Origin of the sequence: Streptomyces roseifaciens, assembly GCF_001445655.1 — a bacterium.
Taxonomy (GTDB): domain Bacteria; phylum Actinomycetota; class Actinomycetes; order Streptomycetales; family Streptomycetaceae; genus Streptomyces; species Streptomyces aureoversilis.
In genome coordinates this window covers 2,552,659-2,576,626 of sequence record NZ_LNBE01000003.1, presented here as the reverse complement: position 1 = coordinate 2,576,626, position 23,968 = coordinate 2,552,659, and the positions used below count along the sequence as shown (strand labels likewise).

The window sequence follows — 23,968 nt, the reverse complement described above, 5'->3', positions numbered from 1 at the left end:
GCAGTGTGATCTCGGCCCAGCCCCGGACAACACGCCCTCGCTTCTCCACCCGGCAGTGGCCGGGATCGGCGCGGGACGAGGGCGGCTCCCATCTCACGACCTCCATGGGGTCACCGAAGGCGACGGGACCGAGACGGGTACGGGCGACGAACCGCGTTCCTGCGCGAGTGGGTGGTGGAGTGATCACCTCGATCGTGGTGAACGGCACGTGGGCGGCGTGTCCCTCCCAGTGTGTGAGCCGTTCCCAAACAGTCCCGGCCTGCAGCGGGACCTGTCGTACGATCCGGAAGAAGACCATGTCCGTACGCAGCTGCTGGTCCTCAGCGGAGGCCGCGCGCGAGCGGGTGCCTCGGCTCGTACAGGCGCAGCTCGCCTCCACCCGGCAGGCGGAGGGCAGTGAGCAGCCCCCATCCTTCGTCGCTGACCGGCCGGGTGAACTCCACGCCCTGCGCGGTCAGCTCCTCCACAGTCCGCCGGATGTCGTCACACATCAGGAACAGCTCGTGGCCGCCGGGTGCGTCGGACGGGTGCACCGCGGCCTCGGCGGGCGGCAGCTCGAAGATCAGCCACCCGCCGCCGGCGTCGACGCACAGGAAGCCGAGCACGTCCCGGAGGAAGGCCCGGTCGGCCTCGGCATCCTGGCTGAACATGACGACGTGCGCGCCACTGATCATGTCTCGACCCTCCCTTCCGGCTTGAGAAGCCTTCTGCTCGCGCTTCCGCCCTCACCGTAAGGAGCGGGACGGGACGGCGCCACCGGGCAGCGTTCCGGACGCAGCGACCGTGCTGCCCTGCCATGGCCCGATCAGGCCGACGGGTTGATCAGACGGAAGTACAGGAACCGCGGTGTCGTGGACAGTCGTTTGAACCACTGCGGGTCCACGGATTCACACTCCGGCAGCGGCATGGGCTCCACCAACTGGTCGACCTCGAAGCCGGCCTTCCGCAGGGCCGCGAAGGTCCAGCTGAGTGGGCGCCGGTAGAAGCGCACCGTGCGCGGCTTGCCGCCGACCGTCCACTCGTCCGTGATCAGCTCGGTCCGGAAGTAGTCCGTGCGGTCGAGCCAGTGCCAGTCCTCCCCCGGGTGGTGCACGGACAGCACCATTGCGCCTCCCGGCCGCAGGACCCGGCGCAGCTCCGCGAGTGCAGGGCCCCAGTCCTTGAGGTAGTGCAGCACCAGCGACGCCGTCACCAAGTCGAACGAGTCGTCGGAGAGGAAGTCGAGCGGTTCGGTCAGGTCCGCTCGGCGGAAGGTTGGCCGGCCGTCGCGGTCATTGCAGAGTTCTTCGGCCATCCGGACCATGACTCCACTGCTGTCGATCCCGGTGACCGTGGCCCCGAGCCCGGCGAGCCGAGCCGAGAGGTGCCCGGCCGCGCACCCGACGTCCAGGACGCGCTTACCCGCCACGTCGCCTGACAGCGCGAGGATCGCGGGCCGATCGTAGTAGGCGTTGATCACGCTTGATGCCGTGTGCTCCGCGTACTCCGCGCCGAGGTCGTCGTATTGCTCCGTCGTCATTCTTTTGCTCTTTCCGTGGGCAGGAGGCCCTGCTGGGCCGGGCATTCGAGGTAGGGCTCCGCCTCACCTGCCCAGCCGTATGTCCGTATGTCCGTATGGCCGCGTAGCCGTACGTTCGTACCTCCGGACATCGTGCATCAGCGTTGCCGAGGGCAGGCCGGGCGGCGTACCCCCAGCCCGCTCAGCCTTTCTGAGCGGCATCGCCGGGTTCCGGGAGCGGGGTGCCGGCGCGCAGATCCTCGCCGACTCCGGCGGCTCGGCCTTGACGGGCCCTGCTCAATAGGGGGTGTGGGCGGCACACCGGATGGTGTGCCGCCCACACGCGTGTCCTGGCTGCGGTTGCCGGTTCACCGGCTGGTTCAGCCGGCGGATCGCCGAGCGGCCGCACACCTCGCGCCAGGTGGGTACATGCCCGTCGATGTTGCACAGGTGCACGGCTCAGTCGTCGGCCTTCTTGGTGAAGGACTGCACGCACTGGCTGCCGGAGGAGACCTCGTTCAGACCGTCCTCGGCCTTGGGCATGCCGCCGCTGTTGTAGGTGGGTTGAACGCGAACTCATCACAGTTGGGCTTGGACTCCGCGGCGCCGAATGCGTATGGGCCGCCGTCCGCGCCGTCTCCGTAGCGTCGACTGTCTGCCCGGTGTCCGCGTCTCGGGCATCCGCAGACCCCGGCGCGTCCGCCGGGTCTGCACCGGAGTCCGGGCCTTCCGCACTCTCCGATGACAGCACAGGGACCCGAGCACGACCCGATAGGATGTTCGACGTTCGTGGTGGCGTGCGCGTGACCCACGGAACGCAAGGAACGCACGCGCCACCGGGAGAGCACAAGTGAGCGGGTCCAGAACGACATCCAGCAACCGTGCGGCCCCCGGCGGTGCGCTGAGGGCGTTCTTCCACTCGTGGACGGGGGGCCTCGCGCATACCCCCACGGCCGATCGCGTGGAGGACAAGCTCATCGCCGGGATGCAGCTCGCGCGTACCGTACTCGGCCTGGCCGCCGCCGTCTGGCTGGTCGCGGCCTACCCGTTGAGCGGCGGCGGGCAGAAGTTCGTCCTCGGCAAGCTCCTCGAACTGGCCTTCTCCTGCGGCATCCTGGCCGTGGGAAGCATCGTCGGCATCACCGCCTTCCTCATCGCCAGCACTCCGGACAGGCGCCGAGACTTCGCCGGGCGCCTGCGCGGGCCGATCTCAGCCGCCCTCCTGCTGGCCGCAGGCCCCCTCTGCATCTGGCTGTCCGTCGAGGCCCTCAAGGGCGACCTCATCGACGGCGAGGACCTCAAAGACACCTTCGCCGCTGTCACCGGCCCCGGCATCATCTGCACCGTACTGGCCTTCCTGGCCCTGGCCATCGGCTGGCTCGCAGCCCTCGCCGTGCTGCTCGGCTCGAGCGTCTACACCCTCCTGGCCACCTACGCCTGCGTCTTCACGTGCTTCCTGGCCAAGGACGTGCACCAACTGCTCCCGGCGCTCATCTCACCACTGCTGGTCTGGTCGCTCTTCGCGTTCCAGATGTTCAACGGTCCCGACGTCGCCGCGCCTCCGGAAGTGCTGTACACGTTCATGCTCGGCGGCCCGCTGTCAGTGACCGCACTCTCGGTCTGGGAGGTGCGCCGCCTGCGCACCCGCCACGGGATCACACTGCGCGCCGCGCTAGGCCGCTGAACACTCCCGGCCCCTGGCGCGCCTGCTTGGCCAGGCGGGCGAACGGGCTGGCCTCTTCACGGCGACGTTCTGCGCGAAAAAACGGCCGTATGCGCGGACGGGGGCGCCCCCGGCCCACCGTGCCGCTACGCTCGAACGAATGAATGGTTCACTGGGCGAATCCCCCGACGAGTCCACCGCCGCCGGCGACGCCGACATACCACGCTGGATGCGCGTGGTGTCAGTGACTGCCGACGTGCTCCTCAGCCTCCTGAAGTCCGGAAGCCGAAACGGTCGTTCCGGTGGCAGCAGCGACGGTGGTGACGACAGCGCCGGCTAGGCCGTCACCGAGAAGACCCTGTAGCGGACCGGACCGCCACTCAGCCCCGTCTGGCGCCACGCAGCACCCCCGTCCGGGGCAAGCGTCAGGCACCCAGACGGGGACTCGGATCGACTGGCCACCTGACCCGTACACCGGCCGCGCCCATCCGGGGACGTGCCCGGGCAGGCGCTCACGGTGGCCGCGCGCGAGTGCGATCTCGGCGCGTATTCCAATTCCAAAGCCGTACCGACTGCAGATGATGCAGCGCTTCGCTTCCCTGCTCACTCTGGAGGCACAGTTCAGCCATCCGGGTCGGAGCCATGGCCTGGATCCACGGGATGCGCAGCTCCTTGGAGGCATCGGGCACCGCGGCAAGGCGCCGGGCCTGGCGGGCGACCGCGTAGAGCGCTGACCGCAGCCGGTGGTGCTCCTCGGCCACCGGCTCCAGCCGGTCCGTACCGCGCTGGACCCGCTGCAGGAGCCGGCGTTCGCGCGAGCGGCAGCGCTCGGAGCAGAACCGCCACGGTCACCCGCCCGGTGCCAGAACGGTTCCGCCGCACCATGCGTGTCACCTGTGCCGGCTGGTGACGGCCGAGACCGCCACCAGCCGGTTCTCACTTCTCCCTATGGGCCACCCTCACCTCGTCACGAGGCGTTCTCCGTCTTGCTGGCGGAGCAGGTGCTTTCGATGACGTCCTTGGAACCGTACTCCCCCAGGCAGACCTTGTAGCGGATCCACCCGTTCTCGGGAAGGTTCAGGTTGTGGTCGACCTTCCCGTCGCCGTCGGAGCCGGAGTGGTTCCACAACTTCAGCGGCAGCCCGTCGGACCGGTCTCCGATGACAACGACCGAGTGTCCGTCAGCCTTGTTGTCCCAGATCAGCATGTGGTCCCCCTCCTTGATGAAGGACGCCGACCCGGCACACGTTGTGTAGTTGTCGCTGGTGCACCGGTCACCCACGTGCCGGGTTGCGGCCTGCGCCATGGCCGGGGGGACACCGACCGCGACAGCGGCGGTGAGCGAGGAAACCGCTAAGGCCCATTTCCTGGCGTTCATCTGATTCGCCCTCCTGCGACGTTGTCCAAGGGACGGGTGGCATGTAGTGCGCCTCCGTTCCCTCGATATTCCTGGAACCTGTCCATGTGAGATCGAGACATCTCGCGACGTCTGCGCAGAGCGTGCCGTCAGTGAGCTTCAGAGCGGCTTCAGCGCGGCTTCAGGCCACGGTCCCGTTCCCGCAACGCCGTCAGTGCGGCGGCCCGCAGTGCGTCCGGGGCCAGGGCCGCGTACGCCGATACCGCCTCGGCGTACGCGGTCCTGTCGGCTTGTTCGGCTGCCTGCCGGGAGCGCTCGGAGGACATGGTCGGCTGGAAGAAGCGCAGGTGGCGGAAGCGTTCGGCCAGGGCGACCAGCCGCGTTCCCGATCTGGTGCGGCGCGCGTTGCCGGTGCGCGGGCCGTGGTCGAGGTCGACCATGCCCAGTGCGAGCAGCAGCGCACCGCAGAGCGGAAGGTTCGCGAGGGCCCTGTCTGACCGGGACGGTGCGGCGGCGCGGGGTGCCAGGAGGGCAGGAAGCCGGCCCTGGAGGGTGGTGGTGAGGTCCTCGACGAGGTCGAGGCGACCGTATCGTGCGTGGGCGGTCACGGCGACGGCCTGGACCTCCAGGACCCAGGGCTCGAGGTTCAGTTCGAGGTCCAGTTCGAGCTCGAAGACAGGGCCGGCGGCGCTGTTCCGTACTCCTTCGGCGGCCCGGCGCCACAGGTGAAGCCCGGTTTCGGTGTCGCCGCGTGCGAGTGCGATCTCGGCGCGTATTCCAAGGCCGGGCGAGAGGAGGTCCGGCGTGTCCTGCGGCTGGGTCAGCGTCGCCTGTGTCACCCAGTGCTCGGCCTCGTCGAGGTCGCCGGTGTGCAGGTGGGCGAGCGCCATGCCCCAGCGGATGCCGATCGGGTCACCACCCTGGACGCCGAGCTCCTCCAGGACCTGTAGTGCCGACTGCAGATGGTGCAGCGCTTCGTGTCCCTGCTCGGCCTGGAGGCACAGTCTGGCCATCCGGGCGGGAGCCATGACCTGGATCCACGGGATACGCAGCTCCTTGAAGGCGTCGAGCATCCGGCGGGCCGCCGACAGGGCGCGGTCCGGGTCGTAGGCGTTCTCCCATACGAGGCTGGCCGCGCAGTTGGCCGTGCCGGCGAGCAGTGGCTCGTCCCGGTCGCACAGGGCGTTCAGCACCGAGTGATCGGGGCCCAGGAGTTCGGGCAGTGCGCACAGTACGGTCGAGACAGCTCCGACCAGGGTGTTTGGCGATGCCGGCGGCAGTCGGCGCAGGGCGACGAGGGTGCGAGCCGCTCCGGGGCCGAATCCGAGGAACAGGCTCGTGGCGCACATGGCCGCGGCGGTCCGGGTGACCTCGACGAAGTCGGGCCGGGGCCGGAAGTGGGAGAGGAGCGGTCCGGCGTCCTGGGCGAGTGGGACGAGGCGAGCGTAGTTGGCCTCCGTGGTCCACAGGGTCGCGAGCACCGCGGTGGTGGCCGCGACCGTGGCACCGTCCTCCTGGTCGAGGCCGACCCGCAGCGCCTGGACGAGGTTGTCCTGCTCGGCTCTGATCCGCTCCCAGGCCCTGAAGGGGTCGGTCCCGAAGAGCGCGTCGTGATGCCGCATCCCGAAGTCGCGCGCCCATGCCAGGTACTGGCGGGTCACGCAGTCGTCCTCGCCGGAGCGAGCCCGCTGGGCCGTGCAGAACTCCCGTATCGTATCCAGCATCGCGAAGCGCGCGCCGGAGGCCGTGTCCGCCACCTTGACCAGTGACTGGTCGACCAGATCCGTGAGCACCTCCAGCACCTGGCCCTCGCGGAACAGGCCGCCGAAGAGCTCGTCGTCATCGAGCAGACGCTGGGCGGCGTCCGCCGTGAAGCCGTTGGGAAAGACCGACAGCGCGCGCAGCGCCGCCTGCCCTGCCGGGTCCAGGAGGTTCCAGCTCCAGTCGACGACGGCGTGCAGTGTGCGATGACGCCGCGGGGCATCTCGAGCACCGCTCCGCAGCAGGACGAACCGGTCCGTCAGCCGGTGGCTGATCTCACCGACCGTCATGACCCTCACCCGCGCCGCCGCCAGCTCCGCAGCGAGCGGCAGCCCGTCCAGACGGCGGCACAGCTCGATCACCGTCCCGGTGGGCAGCTCGGCACCGGGACGGGCGGCCCGGGCCCGCTGCTCGAACAGTTCGGCAGTTGTCGGCAGATCCAGTTCCGGCAGCGGATACACCGATTCGGCGGAGATGCCGAGGGGAGCCCGGCTGGTGGTGAGGACCCGCAGGTCGCGGACGACCGACACCAGGGCCTGCACCAGCTGTGCGACGCCGCGGATCACGTGCTCGCAGTTGTCGAGGACCAGCAGCGTCGGCCCGGGCCCGAGCGCGCCCGCGATGCCGGTGAGCACGTCGGTGGGGACGGCGGACGGGAGCGTGTGGGGGCGCAGCGATTCGCCGACTCCGAGAGCCGAGGCGACCTCGCCGGCCACATCCGCGTCGCTGGTGATACCGGCGAGACCGACCAGATGCACCACCCGCTGCTCCGCCTCCCGGCTCACCACGTGCGCGAGGCGGGTCTTGCCCAATCCCCCTGGCCCGACGATCGAAGTGACCCGGGAGGTCCTCATCAGCTCCGCCACCGCGGCGGTGTCGGCGTCCCGGCCGAGCAAGGGGTTGGGATCGTGCGACACTCCGCTGCGTATTGCGGGCGCCGCCCCCTGCAGCAGCTCCTGATGTACGCCCTGCAGCGCGGGCCCGGGATCGGCGCCGAGTTCCTCGCGCAGCCGGCGGCGGTAAGCGTCGTAGGTGGCCAGAGCGGTGGCGGGGCCCGCGGTGGCCGCCTGGCAGCGCACCAGCTCCAGGAGTACCTCCTCGTCCCGCGGCAGTTCCCGCATCAGGTGGGTGAGCGGTTCGAGCGACTCGGCCCGGCGGCCGAGCCGCGCCAGGGCCAGGGCACGGACCCGTACGAGCGACCAGTACACCGGGACCCGCTCCACGCGCAGCGCGGACACCGGATCGCCGGGAACGTCCCCCTCGCACCGCACGCCGTCGGCACCCCACAACGCCACACCCGCCTCAGCCTCCGTGAGCGCCGCCGCCAGGTCCCCGGCTCGCAGCCGCTCCCCACCCGCCGCGGCGCGGAGCAGAACGGCGGAGCTGTCGACCTGCTCCTCACCCAACGCGAGGCGATAGCCGGTCGAGGTGCTGGCGATCACGTCGGCGCCGAGGAGACTCCGGGCACGTGCGACCAGAGTCTGCAGCGCCTTAACCGGATTCTGCGGTTCCCCATCCGTCCAGAGGCCGTCCACCAGGAATGCCGTGCTGCACCCCGTGCGCAGCTCGCCCGCCAGAAGAGCGAGCAGGCCGCGCAGCCTGGGCGCGGTGACCTCCTGGTCACGATAGGAAACCCGACACAGCAGCATCAGTTCAATGGCCATCAAAGCAGTTAAGCAGCAGTCCACAGGCGTCACGGTCGGGACGACCAAGCCGCCGCACCACCCGGACGAAAACACGGTCCCCACGGTCGAAGTGCTCGGTGCAGCCAAACACCGAAACCAGACACGCCAAACTCACCGCGGACAAGACACTCGCGGAGCCCGGGCTCGACTGGGCCGCCTGCTGATTTCCTTCCTCCCACGCCTCCCCGGCCAGGCGCTCCAGCTCTTCCATCAGGCCGGCGATCCCGGTGAGGGCAGCCAGGGGGAAGGGGACGGCCTGGACGGCGGCGGGGGCTGCGCGGGCGGCGGGCGACTGCTGGTCGGTGTCGTCGTCGGTGGAGATCAGGGCGCGACGGCCACGCCCAAGGGCGGGCGTGTGGGCGGGGGATCGCGGTGCTCACCCTCGCAGTCTGTCGCCTGGCCCCGCCCCGGCCGGTCGCCGAGGTGGCCGCCGCGGCCGGGGCCACCTCGAACCCCGCCCTCCGGGGCGGTCAGCGGCGGCGCAGGTGCCGGGCGAAGCGGCGCACTGCCAGAACCCACAGTCAGTTCGCGGGCGGTCGCCGGGTCGGCGTAGTGAACGAGGACGAGACCAGCGGCGGCCACTCACTCGCCCAGCGCTGGTAGGGCGGTGCGGCACAGCTCAGGGTGCATGGCCGGCCGCACGTCGCAGGAGCAAGGTGAGGAGTGCCCCGGTGGTCAGTGCTCCCGCCGAGCCCACCAGGCTGGCCCGTGGGCCAGCATGATCCGCCAGCCATGCTCCTCCCTGAGAAGCCACGAGGAACGCGGCGCCGGACAGTGTGCTGACCAGTCCGGTGGCCCGACCCTGGAGGACGTCGGGGACCCGCGTCTGCCGCAACGTGGTGAAGCTGACCTGGAGTGGAGCGCTGGCCAGGGCGATGATCAGCACCCCCGCCAGGGCCATGTACAGGCTCATGGAGCCGGCGAGTACCCATCCTCCGCATACCATCACCCAGGCCGACAGGGACAACGCGGCGACTGGCGCCAGTCGCGCCGCGAAACCGATGAGCAGCCCCGCGACGAGGACTTGGGCCACGCCGTTCGTCAGGCTGAACAGAGCGACGTCGCCTTCTGGGCGGTTCAGTGCGGCAGGCAGGAAGGCGACGAGCACCGTGTTGTTTATTCCTGCCTGCAGTACCACGCACAAGTACGTCCCCAGGGCGACGGCCAGGGTGCGGTCGCGGCTGTCCAGCAGGGCCCGAACGCCGACTCGTAGTCCGGTGGCCGCCAAGTCTCGGTCCGTCACCTCCTCCCTCCCCCGGTCACTTGCCGTCGCACGTCGCGCCACCGGCTGGGAAGGGAGCCTGCGCTGGAGCAACGCGGCTGCCACAAAGCTGACGGCATCGGCCGTCAGTGCCACAGCAGGGCCTGACTTGCTGTATAGCAGGGCTCCGAGGAGTGGCCCCAGGATGTAGCTGACCTGCTCGGTCGTTGTCATGGTGCTGTTGGCGCGTATCAGTGCGGCCTTGGCCACCAGCTGTGGCAGCATCGCGCCCCGCGCCGCCGAGCCTGCGCTGCCTGCGATCGCCGAGGCAGCTAGAGCCCCCAGTACCAGCGGGACCGAGCCACAGAGCATCGCCCATAGGATGGCGCCGCTGCCCGCCGCGCGTGCCACGTTGCTGACGATGAGGACTTGTTTGCGATCGTACCGGTCGGCGAGGACTCCCATGGCGGGGCCGACGACGAGGGTGGGGAGTCGTTCGAACAGTACGCCCAGCGCCACGGCTCGTGCCGAGCCGCCCCATGCGGTGTAGAGCCACAGGATCACTGTGATGCCGCGCAGGGCGTCGCCGGCGAGCGAGACTGCGCAGGATCCCCAGAACACGCGGAATCCGGGACCGAGTGCGGTCGGTGCCTGCCGGTCGGACGCCGAGGTGGTCATTCGGTGGCCGAGGAGTCGGGCGCACGGCCGGCGGTGAGGAGGGGAAGGTTCTTGGCTGCGGCCGGGGTGGCGGCCGGGGTCGCGACGGCCTCCTCCCAGTACTCGTCTCTCATGCGCCGCATCCATACGTGCCACAGATGCGTCAGCGCGGTCTCCGGTACAGGACCCAGCCCCGTGTCGAATTCACCTGTGGTAACCGAGGTGATTTCCTGCATGGGCAGAAGGTAGTGCCCATCCTTACGAAGTCGCTCGACGTTCCGCTGCACGGCTGACTTCTCCCACATGGAAGGATTCATCGCAGGGCCGAAGACGACAGGTCGGGGACTGGCCAGAATCGCCGTGGAGAGCAGGTCGTCCGCGATGCCGTGAGCGGCCTTGGCGAGGATGCCGGCTGTTGCGGGCAGTATCGCGAACAGTTGCGCCCAGCGAGTGAGACGGATGTGCGGGCTGGGTAGCGCGTCGGTCCCCATGAGGTCGGTGAAGACGGGCTCTTCCACGTAGGTACGGACAACGGACGGTGAGATCATCCGCGTTGCCGTGTCCGTCATGATGACGCGGATCTCCTGGGCAAACTCGCGTCGTAGCTGGGTGAGGTACTGAGGCAAGTGCACCGCGTGGATGGAGCCGCTCACTCCGAGGAGCAGCCGTTCGCACGGAAGGGAGGTAATCATGTCCGCTCCGGTAGTTGGAGGGGGAGGGCTGCGGTCAGGGCGGCGGGGATCGACTCTCCCCGCCGCCCCGGTCACTGTCAGCAGCCGTTGCAGTTGTTGTCGTCCACCTCGCGCTTGCGGTAGTCCGTGGTGGGCTTGGAGATCCAGGTCATGTCGTCACCTCCTCTCGCTTCTCATGCCCCGCCAACCATGCGCAGGCACGGGCAGCAAGGTTGTCTTGCTGCTGGCGAGGAGGGGCCTTCCGGCTTCGGATGGACTTTCCAAGGAAGGCAGCCCCCACTGCCCTAAGGTGCAATGTCAGCCTTTAGGGCAGTGGGCAGTTGGAGCCGTGTCCGGCACGTTGAACAGGCTCTCGGCACGGATGAGGGTGAGAGATTCCTTGATGAAGCGCTTACCCGTGGGGCAGGCACACTCAGGCTCTTCCATCCATTCCTTCGGGCAGATGGCACCGTGGCACGTGGGGCTGAAGTAGCAACTCGTGCACTTCTTTCCCTCTTCCATGCCATCGGTCTCACACCACAGGGCCATCTTCTTCCAGTCGAGGTCCATGCGGCCATCTGGATGCAGCTGGCCGACGATGTTCCGATCGTGATAGTCGAGCTCCACGGTACACTTGTAAACTTTTCCGTCCGATCCGATCACGAATGACTTCGGGTTCGCGGCGTAGCAGACATAGCCGTTCGGCTGCATTCCGGGAAGGGCATGAACGTCCCGGAATCCTGCCTCTACGGTGAGTCGCCGGGACTGGCGCACTGCCTCTACCAGAGCCCGGTCTTCACACACGTCGAGTGAGGCGTCATTGGCGCCACCCCAGCGGCCGATCGCTTCCATTTGAACAGCGAATCGCGGGTCTCCGCCGAACTCATCCTTGAGCATCCCGAGGAAGTCCGCCATCTTCGGCAGACCTGCCGGGTCGAAGTTGTGCCTGAGGACGACTTTGAAATCGTGATCCGAACGGTGCAGGTATCCGAGATTGTTCCAGATACGTGCGAAGGTGGGCTCGCCCTTGGCTCCTATCCGTCGCTTGTCGTGCTCGTGCTCGGGGCCGTCGAGCGTGATCTGAAATCGCGTCAGGCCAGCGGGGATGACGCGGTCAGCGTACTCCGGGGTAAGCAAGTAGCCGTTGGTGGTGGCGAGAGGGTAGAACTCGATGCCGTGGCCCTCCGTGTACCGGCGGAAGTGGTCGGTGAGCCGGACCACCGTCTCAGCGGCAAGCAGTGGTTCACCTCCGAACCACGAGAGGTAGAGGTGCTCCAGATCCTTCCGATCGGCCACAAAGCGCTTAAGGCCCTCCTGCAACTCAGGAGCCATCTCTCCGCGCAGAAATGACTCGTAGCAGTAAATGCAGCGGAAGTTGCACTGTTCCGTCGGCATCACGATCAAATGCAGACTGCGATCCATGTACCGACTGACGTACTGGTTGTGCACGAGCGCGGTCTCGTCAGTGCCCTGTGGTACGAGAAATCCACCGTAGACGAGATCTTGAAGTACGCCGGTAAATGGCCCCGTCGTCACCTGGTTGGCGACCAGAGCTCTGCGCGCACGCTCCGCGTCCTCGACGGGCACCACACCGACGGCGCCAGTGCGGGCGCAATGCACCACCAGTGCCCCGTCGTCCTGGTGAGAAAGGCTCAGGTACCGGGACGGGACATAAGTACCGTCCTTCGGCTGAACAGGTGCGGGCACGTCTGCCTCCAAGTCGACCATACGCGGTGCGAGCTGTCGGTCCGGTCTCACGCTGCGGATACCGTGGCATCGAAGAAATACTCGGGCAAGCAGTGTTCCGCTGAGCGGACCGGAGCCGGAGAGCACCGATCTTGCACCCACATGGAAATTTCGCCCAAGACAGGCCCATGCATCCGTGCTCCGCCGCGGCGGATCTGACATTTTCCAGAGATCTTCGACACGCGCGAACGAGAAAACACCAAATTTATGGAGCGTTTATCGCCGTGGGATTGACTTGGCACCGAGGGGGAGGAGATCACTGATGATCACCTGCGAGGGCGAGGAGTCCGGTGGCGCGCCGTCTCGTGGGCGCGGAGTCCTCGAGGGGGCGTTCGCCCTCCTGGAAGCCGTGGAAGCGACCGGGGAGGCGGGGCTGACCGCGCTGGCGGCACGCAGCGGGCTGCCGAAGACGACAGCCTATCGGCTGCTGGAGCAACTCGCCGGGCTCGGAGTCGTCGAACACCACGGCCATGGTTACCGGATGGGGCCACGGCTCTTCCGCCTGGGGACGGGCTGGCAGCCGCATCCGGGTTTACGGGCGGCGTCGAACGGGCCGATGCAGCGGCTGTCCGGCGTTACCGGAGCCTCGGTCGGGTTATGCGTGCTGTGGGAAGGCCGGACGATGGCGGTCCTGGGGGTGGCCGGCATGGTGGAACACCTGGCCCCTATACGACCGGGAGCCACATGGCCGTGGCATGCCGCGGCGGGGAAGCTGGTGGTGGCTACAGCACCGCCCGGGGTACCCCTGGACCCTCTCCCGGAATCCTGGCACCGGGAGGCGTCCGCCATCCGGGACAGCGGGGTGGCTCTGGACCGGGAGGAGCTGGTACCGGGCGTGTGCTGTGTGGCCGCACCCGTGATAGCGGCGGGTGGTGGGGTCGTCGGGGCACTGTGCGCCATGGTCGACCCGTCGTGCGACATGCGGCAGCTGGGCCGCGCCGTCGCGCAGACAGCGCGGGCCGTGAGTGCCGGTCTGCACGGCCCATTGGCCGTCCGGAGCACGCAGACCCACGCGGGTCCTCCAGCCGCTCACATGGCCCGTCGATAGCCGCCGGCCTGTCAGGCAACCCTCACGCCACGTCTGAACGCGGGTCAAGCCACGGCCCGTGAATCCGAGCGATTCGCTGGTGCAGGCCTTCAGGGATGGAGCAGGAGAGCCTGGGCAACGTAGCGACCTGCAGGAGGTGGGTGGCTACGCCAGGTGCGAAGAGTCAGACCGTGTCGGAGCAGTACGCGGACCAGGCAGACGGGTGGGCCGACGGCGAGGTGATGGCGCAGGCGCGCATGGCGGAACTGGTGGACGGGGCCGACCCGGCGCAGGATCCCTGGATGCCGATCAGTGCTGCCGAGGCGGGGAGCGCCTCCAGCTGCTCGCGCAGGCCGGGGTCGGTGAGGCGCAGCAGCGTCGGGAGCGCGATGGTCGTGTTCGTCATGGTGCGGTGTTCCTCTTCTGTGCTGTGCCTGGTGAACCGGGTGTTCTCCAGGGCGAGGGCGATCGTGTCGGGGACCGGGCCGGTTTCGTGGTCGCCGGGCGGGCCGCGGCCGGTCAGTCGAGGTCGGTGGTGCCGGAAGCGGCGCGGGGGCGGTTACGTGCCCAGCGCTTGAGGTCGCCGACGTGGTAGAGGAGTTCGGCGCCTCTCTTGTCGACCGAGCCGGGGAAGCTCGGGTCGTTGGCGCGGGCGTAGCGCAGGGGCGGCGAGGGTGCCGTCTGGCAGGTGGTGTTCGGGGGCCTAGCGCAGCCCCACCGCCTGGTCGTCGTCGACCGCGGTCGGGTCCGCAGGCGACGCCGCCGTGGAGGACTCCGCCGGGTCGTCGGGCGGGGCCGGGGCGAGGCTCCAGGCGTCGGCGGCGGCCGGTGTCGGAGCGGGCGAGGCCGTGGGCGTCACGGCCGGGGCGCCCCAGGCGTCGGTCAGGAGGTCGACGGGCGGTGTCGCAGGCGCGGGCGGCTTGTGTAGCTGTACCGGGCCCGGCTGGGCGGGGCGGCCGCGTGGTTCCTGACGGTGGTCGCCGGGCTGGTGGTGGCCCACTCGCGGGCTTCGGCGTCGGTGAAGAAGAGGACCTGGGTCTCCCGTGCGGTGCCGCCGATGACGACCTGGGCGCGCGAACCGTGCGCGGCGCGCGGTCAGCCACCGGCCCGGGTGCTTGGTCGACTTCGGCGCGGGTGGATCTCGGGGGCGAGCGTGCGCCGGGCGTTCACGCTGTAGCGGGCGAGGTTGCGGGTGGCGAACTGCACGCGGACCTCGGGGCCTCCCAGGGCGCGGGCGGTGGAGGACCGGGCGACCAGGAGCAGGTGCAGCCCGGCGGTCGAATTCGGCGACGAGTGCCTGGCGACGAGCCTTCCCAGGTCCGCCCGAGCCCCACGGGGAAGCCACATCAACACGTCCTCCAGGCGGTCTCTCCCACCAGAGGATCACAGCACTCGCAGGACATGACCGGATCCGGCAGCATGCGCCCCAGCTGTTCCGGATACCACTGGAATTCGGTCACGGCAGCGGTCACAGCCCTGGCCGCAACCGGCCCTCTTCCAACTTCCGGATCGCTACGCGCGTCGCCGCAGACACACCACCAATGCGGCGAACCGGGATACCTCTTCCGGGCCGCCAACGCTTCGCGCGCAGCCTCTTCGGACGCCTACGCGGCATCGGCCTTTCGGATCAGCATCCCGTCATCCTGCCACGGACCGGCCCGCCTCCGCCCACGGTCGTAGCTTCTCCGGGTTGCGGACCACCCAGATCCGGGTGACGCGCCCGTCGGAGAAGTCGAAGGAGGCCACGGTCATGACGATGCCGGCTCTTCGGGCCACTAGCCCCGGCGCACCGTTGACCGACCGCTCCAGGAGTTCGAGCCCCGGGGCTTTATCGGCTATGGCGACCATGTACTGGGCGATGCGCGCGCCGCCCTCGAGCGGCCGCAGGATGGTGCCGACCATGCCGCCGCCGTCGGCGGTCATCACGGCAGCCGGGTTGAGGAGGGCGACGAGGGCTACGATGTCCTTGTTCTCCCATGCCTCTTTGACCTGCCTCACCACGTCCGTCTGGCCGGTGGCCGACGCCGGAGCGGGCGCGGCGCTCACCCGCTTCCGGGCGGAGGCCGCCAGCTGTTTGCAGGCCGCAGGGGTGCGATGGAGAACGCCGGCGATCTCGGCGAAGGGATACCGGAAGACGTCGTGCAGGACGATCGCCACCCGCTCGGCGGGTGTCATCGACTCCAGGACGACGAGGAAGGCCATGGTCACCGACTCGTCCAGAACGATCTGGTCGGCGGGGTCCGCATGCCCGGCGGCGCCGGGGCCGCCCGCATGCTCCCACTCGGTGCGGTCGGGCAGCGGCTCGGGCAGCCACGCGCCGACATAGCGTTCACGGCGGGCCCGCGCCGAGCCGAGCAGGTCCAGGCAGATGCGGCCGGTCACGGTCGTCAGCCAGGCGCCGGGGGACAGGATCTCCTCCTGCCGGCTTCGTGGCAGCCCGTACCAGCGTGCGTAGGCATCCTGCACGGCATCCTCGGCCTCGGCCAACGAGCCAAGCAGCCGGTAGGCGACATTGATCAGCTGGCGTCGCTCGCCGGCTATCTCATCAACGCCGGCCCCGACAGTCCTCATGCGTCCGGCCACCCTCCCGCCTTACCTTTCGCAGGCCCGCGTCGTCGGGCTGGTGAGACCTTATCGACCTGCTGCCCGAGGGCGGAAAAGAGGACTGTGTTATGGCCACTCAGGTGACGACGGCGAACGCACCGCGCAGCTCCTCGTTCCTGAAGATCGCGATCGCCTTGCAGACCCTGACCATCTTCCTTCAGGCGATCTCCGCCGGAATGCTGCTGACCTCGTCCTACGGAGAGACACTGCACAGTGTCGGAGCCCGTGTGATGTACGGGGCATCGATGCTGTACGTGCTCGCGGCGGTGCTGGCGTGGAAGCCGGGCGGCGGCTCGCCCCGGCCTGTCTGGCACGCGGCAGGATTCCTCGTACTCGCCTCGGTACAGGTCGTGCTCGGCATCGCGCACGTCCCATCGGTCCATCTCCCTCTGGGTGTCTTGATGTTCGGTCTGAGTGTGCTGGCGCTTGCCCGGCGTTAAGGTCCGAAATCGAGGCACGCCAGGATCCGCTGACCCGTGACCGGTCCACCACGACCGGCCACCGCACCCGCTCCGTCGTTGCGCACGTTGTTGCGCACGTTGTTGAAGGTGGCGGCAACGGCAGGACCCCGGCGCGGACAGGCGCACAGGGAAGGACGTTTTCGTGCCCGCGCCCAAGGGATCCGCCGTGACCATCTCCACCCCGCGCGGACAAGCCGACCAGATGAACACCCTGGTCACCTGGTATCCCTTGGGCCAGAACCAGGGCCAGGGCCAGCTCCGTGACGGGGACGACGGCACCTGGCAACCGGACGCGGGCACCGCGGCTGCGCAGGCGGCGGTGCCCGCGTCCGCTGCCACTGATCACCAGCGCGACGGGAGGCACGCTCGCCCGGGGGCCTCAGCCGACGCTGATGGCGCGGAGCTTGTCCCTGACGCGCCGGACCGTAGGACGGTCGCGCCGGACCATGGGACGGTCGCGCCGGACCGTGGGACGGTCGCGGCGGCCCGGCCGGTGCGCGCGCGGCCAGGTGCGCATCAGACGCGTCGCCACGGTCGCGTAGCCGATGCCCACGACCAGGGACACCACCAGGGCCAGGAGCGGGGAGCGGTCCTTGAGATACGGGAAGACCTGCCAGTGCGTGAGGTAGATGTACAGCGAACTGCCCGCCAGTACGCCCGCGACCCGATTGAGGGCTCGGGTGCTCGGCAGGGTCGGGAACCACACCAGCAGCGCGAGGCCGGCGATGACGACGGCCTCGCGCTGATGCTGGTGGGGGAAGAGCCCCGGCACGGATGCCGCGATCGCTGCGGTCACCAGCAGCCGGTGCCGTACCGTGCTCGCCTTCGCCGCGGCCCAGCCCAGTGCGAACAGCCAGAAGACGACGACCGGTGTCAGGTGGGGGACGCGCAGGTCGAACCCGGGGAGGTTGTAGCGGGTGAGCAGGCCGAGCGCCGCCAGGGCGGCGGGCAGGCCGAAGGGGAACCGTCTCTCCGCCCGGTCCACCGCGGGGGCGGACAGGAAGAGGGTCAGGGCGACGAGGAAGTAGACGATGGTCTCGACGAACCAGTAGTGCCACTCCTGCCGGCCCTCGTGCGAGCCGAGGACGCTGTTGAGCAGTACGGCGTTCTCCAGGTCGTAGCCACTGCCGAGGAGGACCACGAGGGCGATCCAGGCGATGCTCGGCACGGCGATCCGCGCGACGCCGTTGCTGATGTGGCGCACGCGCTCGCGGCGCGGGGCGGAGGTGAGGTGGAAGCGGGCGAAGTTGAACCCGGCGACCCCCAGCAGCACGTGCGCACCGCCTTGCACCATGAACACCGGTATGTGGGAACCGACGATGAGGACGATCGCCACCGCGCGGAGGGCGACACCGGTCTCCAGCGCGCGCAGCCGCCGGCCGGGGCGCCGGCGTGCGGGCGGCCGGAGTTCGCGGATCGGCAGGAGATGCCAGTCGGTGGGGAGGTGCCCCAGGGCCTGCTCGATCCTCAGCGACATCTCGACGTAGCTCAGGGAGTCGCCGCCGAGGCCCACGAACGTGCTGTCCTCGGTGACGTCCGAACGGTCGAGGATCTCGGCGTAGAGGCGGCACAGGTTCGGCACGCCGGAAGCCGATGCCGATACCGGTGCTCCGGTGGGCAGCGGGCCGTCTCCGGGCGCGCGAGCCTCGCGCAGTATCGTCCGGTAGTCGGGCTTGCCCGTGGCGAGGCGCGGCAGTTCGGCGAAGTGGTGTACGCGCACGGCGCGCAGGGGCAGGCCGCACTCGTCCGCCGTCAGGCGTCGTACCCGGGCCGCGTCGGGAGCGGTCGTGCCCGTCACGGCCACGACCAACTCGTGGTCGTCGCCGGTGCAGGTGGCCGGGATGCCCTGCCGTTCCAGCGCGGCCTCGGCGCGCTGCAAGTCGATCCGCAGGCCGTAGATCTTGACGAACCGGCTGCTGCGCCCGATCACTTCGTAGAGTCCGTCGTCGGTGAGCCGGGCGATGTCGCCGGTGCGGAGCTCGTCGACCGTGCGGCCCAGGCGCAGGTCCGCGGGGGTCTCGGCGTAGCCCAGCATGACGTTGGGGCCGGTGTAGACGAGCTCGCCGGCGCGGTCGGCGGGCCCCTCGCCGACCGGGTGGCCGGGGGCGGGCTCGATGCGGAAGGACCCGCCGGGGACCGGGACGCCGATCGCGTGCGGGTGCGTGGCCGCGAGCGCCGGGGGGAGATAGGCCATGCGGGCGGTGGCCTCGGTCTGGCCGTACATCACGAACAGATCCCAGCCTGCGCGCCGCCCGAGGGCCGCGTAACGGGCCACCCGGTCGGGTGCCAGTCTTCCGCCCGCCTGGGTGACGTACCGCAGGTGCGGCAGGTCCATCGTGGCGAACCCGGCCCGGTCGAGCAGGTCGAAGGTGTAGGGGACCCCGGCGAACGCCGAGCCGCGGGCGGCGCGGAACCGTTCCCAGAAGCAGGGGTCGGCCACGGAGAGGTCGGTGAGGATCAGCGCCGCGCCGCGCAGGAGGTGACTGTGGATGACCGAGAGGCCGTAGCAGTAGTGCATGGGCAGCGTCGTGGCGGCCCGGTCGCTGTCGCGTATGTCCAGATAGGTGGCTATTGATTCCGCGTTCGCCTGAAGGTTCTCGTGCGAGAGGCGGACAAGCTTCGGGGAGCCGGTCGAGCCGGAGGTGCTCAGCAGCAGCGCGAGGTCGGGGTGCAGGGTGTGCGCGGAGCCGGTGCGCCGCTCGTCGATCAGGCAGGTGCCGTCGGCCGGCCGAACGACCACGTCCGGGTCGTACGCCGTGACGAACGCGTCGACGGTCGCGGCGCTGTCGCCCGGTGCGAGGAGGACGACGTGGCCGGCAGCCAGGGCCGCCAGGTACCCGATCAGGGCGTCGGCCGTGTTGGCGCCGGCGAGCAGCACGAGCCTGCGTCGCGAGCCCAGGCGCCGGGCTGTGACCGTCACGCGTTCGGCGAGTTCACGGTACAAGATCTCACCCATGGGGGTGATGAGGGCCGTGCGGTCACCGTGAGTTGCGAGATCGCGGACGAAGGGAACCGGCTTGACTCCGATTGACTGGCCGAAAGAGAACGTCACGTGGCGCATCGTAGGTAAGGCTTGCCTCCATCAAAAGCCTGTCGACCGAAACCCCTTCCGGGCGGCCCGGCCCCTCAGGGCCGTTCTCGATTGCCCTCCGGGTACCGCGTTGACCAGCAATGATGATCCAAAACCGTTACCGATTCGCGGCTTGAGCCGCCGATCCGGCGATTTCCGCCGAACCCCTTGACCTTTAGGTTAGCTTTACCTTATTTATTAGCCGTCCGGGTTCCCCGTGGACCGGATTCGGCCCCGCCCGCCTCCCTTTTCGCTGTTACTTACAGCTATCGGGGTGGGCCCTGCAGGAAGGCATCACCATGCGTCGGCCCCTGGCCCGTCGTCTCATCGCGCTCGCCGCGGCAGCCTTGATCCTCCCCGCCGCCGCGGCATGCGGGAGCGGCGACGAAGGGGGATCCGGCAAGGGAGATAAGGGGGACAAGGGCGGCAAATCCTCCCTCGTCATCTACTCCGGTCGCCAGCAGGCCCTGGTCAAGCCTCTCCTGACGAAGCTGGAGAAGGCGGTCGGCACCAAGGTCGAGGTCCGCTACGGAGACAGCGCGGAACTGGCGGCCCAGCTCCTGGAGGAGGGCGACCGGACCAAGGCCGCGCTGTTCTTCTCCCAGGACGCCGGCGCCCTCGGCGCCCTCTCCAAGGAAGGCCGCCTGGAGGAACTGCCCCGGCAGACCCTCGACAAGGTCGGCACGCCCTACCGCTCCGCCAAGGGCGACTGGACCGGTGTCTCCGGACGCGTCCGCGTCATCGCCTACCACCCGGACAAGGTCACCGACGTCCCGGACAGCGTCCGCGACCTGGTCAAGCCCGAGTGGAAGGGCAAGATCGGCTACGCCCCGACCAACGCCTCCTTCCAGGCGTTCGTCACCGGCATGCGCGTCCTCGACGGCGACGACGCCACGCGTGCCTGGCTCAAGGGCATCAAGGCCAACGGCGCCAAGGCCTACGGCAACAACATCGCCGTACTGGACGCGGTCGACTCCGGCGAGGTCTCCCTCGGCCTGCTCAACCACTACTACTGGTACGAGCGGGTCGCCGAGAAGGGCGCCGACAAGGTCAAGGCCAAGCTCCACTACCCCCGCGGCGGCGACCCGGGCGCCCTCGTCAACGTCGCCGGCGTGGGCGTCCTGAAGGGCACCGGCCAGAGCGAGCAGGCCCGCAAGGCCGTGGAATTCCTGCTCTCCAAGGAGGCACAGAGCTACTTCGCCGACGAGACCAAGGAGTACCCGCTGGCGGCCGGCATCACCAGCCCCATCAAGGACCTGCCGCCGATCGCCTCCCTCGACTCCCCCAGGATCGACCTCGGCAGGCTCGACTCGCTCCGGGAGACCCTGGCCATGCTCCAGGACGTCGGGCTGGTCTGAACCGACATGCACCCAGCCCACATACCCGGGGCCGACGACGCGGGACGGACCACCCCGTCCGTCCCGCGTCCCGCACGGGATGCCGACCGCCCGCGGCCGACCGCCCCCGCGCCCGCCGGACGACGCCATGACGCCGCCCTGCCGCCCTGGGCACTGCTGCTCCCCGCCGGCGTGGCCGCGCTCTTCGCCGTCCTGCCCCTCGGCTACCTCGCCGTACGCTCCCTCGAACGCGGCCCCGGCTTCGCCTGGAAGGTCGTCGCCGACGAACGCACCGTCACCCTGCTCGGCCACAGCCTCGGACTCGCCGCCGCCGTCGTGGGAGCCTGCCTGATCCTGGGCGTCTCCCTCGCCTGGCTGACGGTACGCACCAACCTGCCCGGGGCCCGCGCCTGGTCCGTCCTGGCGGCCCTGCCGCTGGCCGTGCCCAGTTACGTCGCGGCCTTCGCCTGGCTGTCCGCCGCACCCCGGCTCGCCGGATTCACCGGGTCCGCGCTCGCTCTCACCCTGGTGAGCTTCCCGTACGTCTACCTGCCCGTCGCCGCCGCCCTGCGGGGCATCGACCCGGCACAGGAAGAGACCGCCCGCTCCCTCGGGCTCGGTCCGGTGCGCACGTTCGCGCGCGTCACCCTCCCCCAACTGCGCCCCGCGGCTGCCGGCGGCGGACTGCTGGTGGGCCTGTACGTGCTCTCCGACTTCGGTGCGGTGTCGCTGATGCGCTACGACACCTTCACCCGCGCCATCCACACCTCCTACCGCGCGGGCTTCGACCGCACCCCGGCCGCCGCGCTCAGCGTCGTCCTGGTCGTCATGACCGTGGCCCTGGTCGCCGCCGAGGCCCGCACCCGCGGCCGTGCCGGACACGCCAGGACCGGCACCGGCACAGCACGCCCGGCCACCCCCGCCGCCCTGGGACGGCTGCGCGCACCAGCCCTCGTCTGGTGCGGCGCGGTCACCGCGGCCGCAGTCGCCTTCCCACTGGGGACGCTCGGCTACTGGCTCGCCATCGGCAACTCCGCCACCTGGGACCCCACCGGCCTGCTGGACACCGCCACCAACACCCTCGGCATCGCCGCGGCCGGCGCGGTGCTCACGACCGTCCTCGCCCTGCCCGTCGGAGTCATCGCCGCACGTCACCGAGGCCGCGCGGCCCACCTGCTGGAACAGGCCGCCTATGCCGGCCACGCCCTGCCCGGCATCACCGTCGCCCTCGCCCTCGTGTTCTTCTCCGTCCGCTACGCCTACCCGCTCTACCAGCAACTCCCGCTGCTGGTCTGCGCCTACGCGGTGCTGTTCCTGCCGGTGGCCGTGGCCGCCACCCGAGCCGCGGTCCTCCAGGCCCCGCCGGTGCTGGAGGACGTCGCCCGCTCGCTCGGCCGCTCACCCCTGCGCACCCTGCGCGACGTCACCGTGCCCCTGGCCGCCCCCGGCGTGGCAGCCGGCGCCGCCCTGACGTTCGTCGTCTGCATGAAGGAACTGCCCGCCACCCTGCTGCTGCGCCCCACCGGTACGGACACCCTCGCCACCCGCCTGTGGACGGAGACCGGCGCGGGATCGTTCGCCGCCGCGGCACCCTACGCCGCGGCGCTGATCCTGCTGGCCGCCGTCCCCTCCTACCTCCTCGGGAAGCACCGCACATGAGTGAACCGACCGCCCAGGCCGACCCGAAGACCGACCCGGCCGAGCTGAAGACCGACCCGGCCGAACTGAAGATCACAGGGCTGACCAAGAACTACGGCCCGGACGCGCCCGTCCTCCAAGGGCTCGACCTCACCGTGCCCGGCGGACAACTGGCCGCCGTACTCGGCCCCTCCGGCTGCGGCAAGACCACCTTGCTGCGCGTCATCGCCGGCTTCCTGCGTCCCGACACGGGCACCGTCACCGTCGGCGGCCGCACCCTCAGCGGCCCCGGTACGCACCTGCCGCCCGAACGCCGCCGCGTCGGGATCGTCCCCCAGGAAGGCGCCCTCTTCCCGCACGTCAGCGTCGCCCGCAACGTCGCCTTCGGCCTCACCGGCCGCGACCGCGCGGCACGCCGCGAGCGCACCGAGGAGATGCTGGAACTGGTCGGCCTCGCCGGCTACGGCGACCGGATGCCCCACGAACTCTCCGGCGGCCAGCAGCAACGCGTCGCCCTCGCCCGCGCCCTGGCACCCGAACCCGCGGTCGTCCTGCTCGACGAACCGTTCAACGCCCTCGACAGCGCCTTGCGATCCGGGGTCCGCGCCGACGTCCGCGCCGCACTGCGTGCCACCGGCGCCACCGCCGTCCTCGTCACCCACGACCAGCAGGAGGCCCTCTCCACGGCCGACCTCGTCGCCGTCGTACGCGACGGGACGGTCGCCCAGTGCGCCACCCCCCAGGACCTCTACCGCCGCCCCGCCGACCCCTGGGTCGCCCGGTTCGTCGGGGACGCCGTCCTGCTGCCCGGTACGGCCGAGGGCGGATCGGCTGTCACCGCCCTGGGTCGGGTACCGCTCGCCGCCGGCACCGTCGGCACCGCCGGCCGGCAGGAGGGCACGGTACTGCTGAGACCGGAACAGATCCACCTCGCCGACACCTCGCCCGCCGACGCCCGGGGCACGGTGACGGAGGTGTGCTTCTACGGCCACGACGCCATGGTCACCGTCGACGTCGACGGGCTGGACGACCCGGTCGGCGTCCGGGTGGCCGGGCCCGTGACCGTCTCCCCGGGACAGCGCACCGGAATCCGCGTCACCGGCGAGGCGACCCTGCACGCCGGACGGTGACCGGCCCGAGCCACGAACCGGCCCTGCTGCACGACGCCCACCTTCACGCCTGCAGCGCAGCCGTCAGGCCCACGGTGTTCAAACGGCTCGAGCGGCGCCGCAACCATCGCCACCGGCTCCCCCACGGGCCGGTCCTCCGCCTTCGACGTCGTCGACAACTGTGCTCGGTTGCTCGACGACCGGCGCGTACGAGGCGGATGCGGTGCGTCGGGGGGCGGTGTCAAACGGCAGGGCTCGTCGGCCACGTCCCGCCTGCCGTCGTCGCGGTCATCGCCGTCACGCTGTTCACCGTCCAGGCGGCGGCCTGCCGGTGGTCGCCTGCCGGTGGTGGCTCGAGCGCCATGCGTACGGGCCAGTCGAATGGGGACTGCGGGCCTGGACGAACCTCTCCCGACCGACCTGGAGAACGGGCGGCCGGTAAATGGCAGGCGGCAACAGTCCGGAAGCCGGGGTGGCCTGGCG

Annotated in this window: 21 protein-coding genes; 8 read left to right on the top strand and 13 right to left on the bottom strand. The window is 70.0% G+C overall.

What is annotated here, in order from left to right:
- Window positions 1–320: 320 nt before the first annotated feature.
- On the bottom strand, window positions 321–674 hold the full coding sequence (locus AS857_RS16905; RefSeq protein ID WP_058043901.1) for a VOC family protein: 354 nt from the start codon (window positions 672–674) through the stop codon (window positions 321–323).
- Window positions 675–805: 131 nt separating this feature from the next.
- Window positions 806–1,519 carry a class I SAM-dependent methyltransferase gene (locus tag AS857_RS16900; RefSeq protein ID WP_058043900.1) on the bottom strand — a complete coding sequence of 238 codons (714 nt, stop codon included), beginning with the start codon at window positions 1,517–1,519 and terminating at the stop codon, window positions 806–808.
- An 829-nt stretch (window positions 1,520–2,348) separates the two neighbouring features.
- On the opposite strand from AS857_RS16900, the gene AS857_RS16895 reads away from it, so the two are divergent.
- On the top strand, window positions 2,349–3,182 hold the full coding sequence (locus AS857_RS16895) for a hypothetical protein (protein WP_144440867.1): 834 nt from the start codon (window positions 2,349–2,351) through the stop codon (window positions 3,180–3,182).
- 139 nt (window positions 3,183–3,321) lie between these two features.
- On the top strand, window positions 3,322–3,501 hold the full coding sequence (locus AS857_RS39610; RefSeq protein WP_144440866.1) for a hypothetical protein: 180 nt from the start codon (window positions 3,322–3,324) through the stop codon (window positions 3,499–3,501).
- A 627-nt stretch (window positions 3,502–4,128) separates the two neighbouring features.
- Here the strand turns inward: AS857_RS39610 and AS857_RS39015 are convergent.
- The 6 genes from AS857_RS39015 to AS857_RS16865 form a co-directional block, all read right to left on the bottom strand.
- Window positions 4,129–4,368: a hypothetical protein gene (locus tag AS857_RS39015; protein WP_058043898.1), complete on the bottom strand. Its 240-nt coding sequence runs from the start codon at window positions 4,366–4,368 to the stop codon at window positions 4,129–4,131.
- Between the two features lie 320 nt (window positions 4,369–4,688).
- Window positions 4,689–7,943: an ATP-binding protein gene (locus AS857_RS16885; protein WP_058043897.1), complete on the bottom strand. Its 3,255-nt coding sequence runs from the start codon at window positions 7,941–7,943 to the stop codon at window positions 4,689–4,691.
- Window positions 7,933–8,175: a hypothetical protein gene (locus AS857_RS16880; protein ID WP_058043896.1), complete on the bottom strand. Its 243-nt coding sequence runs from the start codon at window positions 8,173–8,175 to the stop codon at window positions 7,933–7,935. Before AS857_RS16880 ends, AS857_RS16885 begins: the two co-directional genes overlap by 11 nt.
- Before the next feature lie 408 nt (window positions 8,176–8,583).
- A complete protein-coding gene (locus AS857_RS16875; protein ID WP_079110393.1) occupies window positions 8,584–9,843 on the bottom strand; it encodes an MFS transporter in 1,260 nt (419 codons plus the stop codon).
- Window positions 9,840–10,514, bottom strand: a complete 675-nt coding sequence (locus AS857_RS16870) for a flavoprotein (protein ID WP_058043894.1) — start codon at window positions 10,512–10,514, stop codon at window positions 9,840–9,842. The genes AS857_RS16875 and AS857_RS16870 overlap by 4 nt, the downstream gene beginning before the upstream one ends.
- A gap of 297 nt (window positions 10,515–10,811) precedes the next feature.
- On the bottom strand, window positions 10,812–12,200 hold the full coding sequence (locus tag AS857_RS16865) for a radical SAM/SPASM domain-containing protein (RefSeq protein WP_216823983.1): 1,389 nt from the start codon (window positions 12,198–12,200) through the stop codon (window positions 10,812–10,814).
- 301 nt (window positions 12,201–12,501) lie between these two features.
- Here AS857_RS16865 and AS857_RS16860 point away from each other — a divergent pair, with 301 nt between their 5' ends.
- Window positions 12,502–13,287 (top strand): IclR family transcriptional regulator, encoded by a 786-nt coding sequence (locus AS857_RS16860; protein ID WP_063804273.1) that lies wholly within the window; start codon window positions 12,502–12,504, stop codon window positions 13,285–13,287.
- A 163-nt stretch (window positions 13,288–13,450) separates the two neighbouring features.
- On the opposite strand, the gene AS857_RS16855 is transcribed toward AS857_RS16860, so the two are convergent.
- The 4 genes from AS857_RS16855 to sigJ all read right to left on the bottom strand — a co-directional run bounded on the left by AS857_RS16855 (window position 13,451) and on the right by sigJ (window position 15,837).
- On the bottom strand, window positions 13,451–13,672 hold the full coding sequence (locus AS857_RS16855) for a hypothetical protein (RefSeq protein ID WP_058043892.1): 222 nt from the start codon (window positions 13,670–13,672) through the stop codon (window positions 13,451–13,453).
- Window positions 13,673–13,969: 297 nt separating this feature from the next.
- Window positions 13,970–14,266, bottom strand: a complete 297-nt coding sequence (locus AS857_RS40705) for a hypothetical protein (RefSeq protein WP_058043891.1) — start codon at window positions 14,264–14,266, stop codon at window positions 13,970–13,972.
- A gap of 95 nt (window positions 14,267–14,361) precedes the next feature.
- Window positions 14,362–14,613 (bottom strand): hypothetical protein, encoded by a 252-nt coding sequence (locus AS857_RS16845; protein ID WP_058043890.1) that lies wholly within the window; start codon window positions 14,611–14,613, stop codon window positions 14,362–14,364.
- A gap of 291 nt (window positions 14,614–14,904) precedes the next feature.
- On the bottom strand, window positions 14,905–15,837 hold the full coding sequence (sigJ, locus tag AS857_RS16840) for an RNA polymerase sigma factor SigJ (RefSeq protein ID WP_058043889.1): 933 nt from the start codon (window positions 15,835–15,837) through the stop codon (window positions 14,905–14,907).
- A gap of 101 nt (window positions 15,838–15,938) precedes the next feature.
- Here sigJ and AS857_RS16835 point away from each other — a divergent pair, with 101 nt between their 5' ends.
- Window positions 15,939–16,310, top strand: a complete 372-nt coding sequence (locus tag AS857_RS16835) for a hypothetical protein (protein ID WP_058043888.1) — start codon at window positions 15,939–15,941, stop codon at window positions 16,308–16,310.
- A gap of 400 nt (window positions 16,311–16,710) precedes the next feature.
- Here the strand turns inward: AS857_RS16835 and AS857_RS16830 are convergent, their stop codons facing one another.
- The gene (locus tag AS857_RS16830; RefSeq protein ID WP_063804272.1) at window positions 16,711–19,392 is read right to left on the bottom strand and encodes an AMP-binding protein; all 2,682 of its coding nucleotides are present in this window, start codon (window positions 19,390–19,392) and stop codon (window positions 16,711–16,713) included.
- Between the two features lie 308 nt (window positions 19,393–19,700).
- On the opposite strand from AS857_RS16830, the gene AS857_RS16825 reads away from it, so the two are divergent.
- The 4 genes from AS857_RS16825 (at window position 19,701) to AS857_RS42380 (ending at window position 23,927) form a co-directional block, all read left to right on the top strand.
- Window positions 19,701–20,759: an iron ABC transporter substrate-binding protein gene (locus tag AS857_RS16825; protein WP_058043887.1), complete on the top strand. Its 1,059-nt coding sequence runs from the start codon at window positions 19,701–19,703 to the stop codon at window positions 20,757–20,759.
- A gap of 6 nt (window positions 20,760–20,765) precedes the next feature.
- Window positions 20,766–22,397 carry an ABC transporter permease gene (locus tag AS857_RS16820; RefSeq protein WP_058043886.1) on the top strand — a complete coding sequence of 544 codons (1,632 nt, stop codon included), beginning with the start codon at window positions 20,766–20,768 and terminating at the stop codon, window positions 22,395–22,397.
- Window positions 22,394–23,506, top strand: a complete 1,113-nt coding sequence (locus AS857_RS16815) for an ABC transporter ATP-binding protein (RefSeq protein WP_079110392.1) — start codon at window positions 22,394–22,396, stop codon at window positions 23,504–23,506. The genes AS857_RS16820 and AS857_RS16815 overlap by 4 nt, the downstream gene beginning before the upstream one ends.
- Window positions 23,507–23,666: 160 nt before the next feature.
- On the top strand, window positions 23,667–23,927 hold the full coding sequence (locus AS857_RS42380) for a DUF418 domain-containing protein (RefSeq protein ID WP_420823938.1): 261 nt from the start codon (window positions 23,667–23,669) through the stop codon (window positions 23,925–23,927).
- Window positions 23,928–23,968 lie beyond the last annotated feature (41 nt).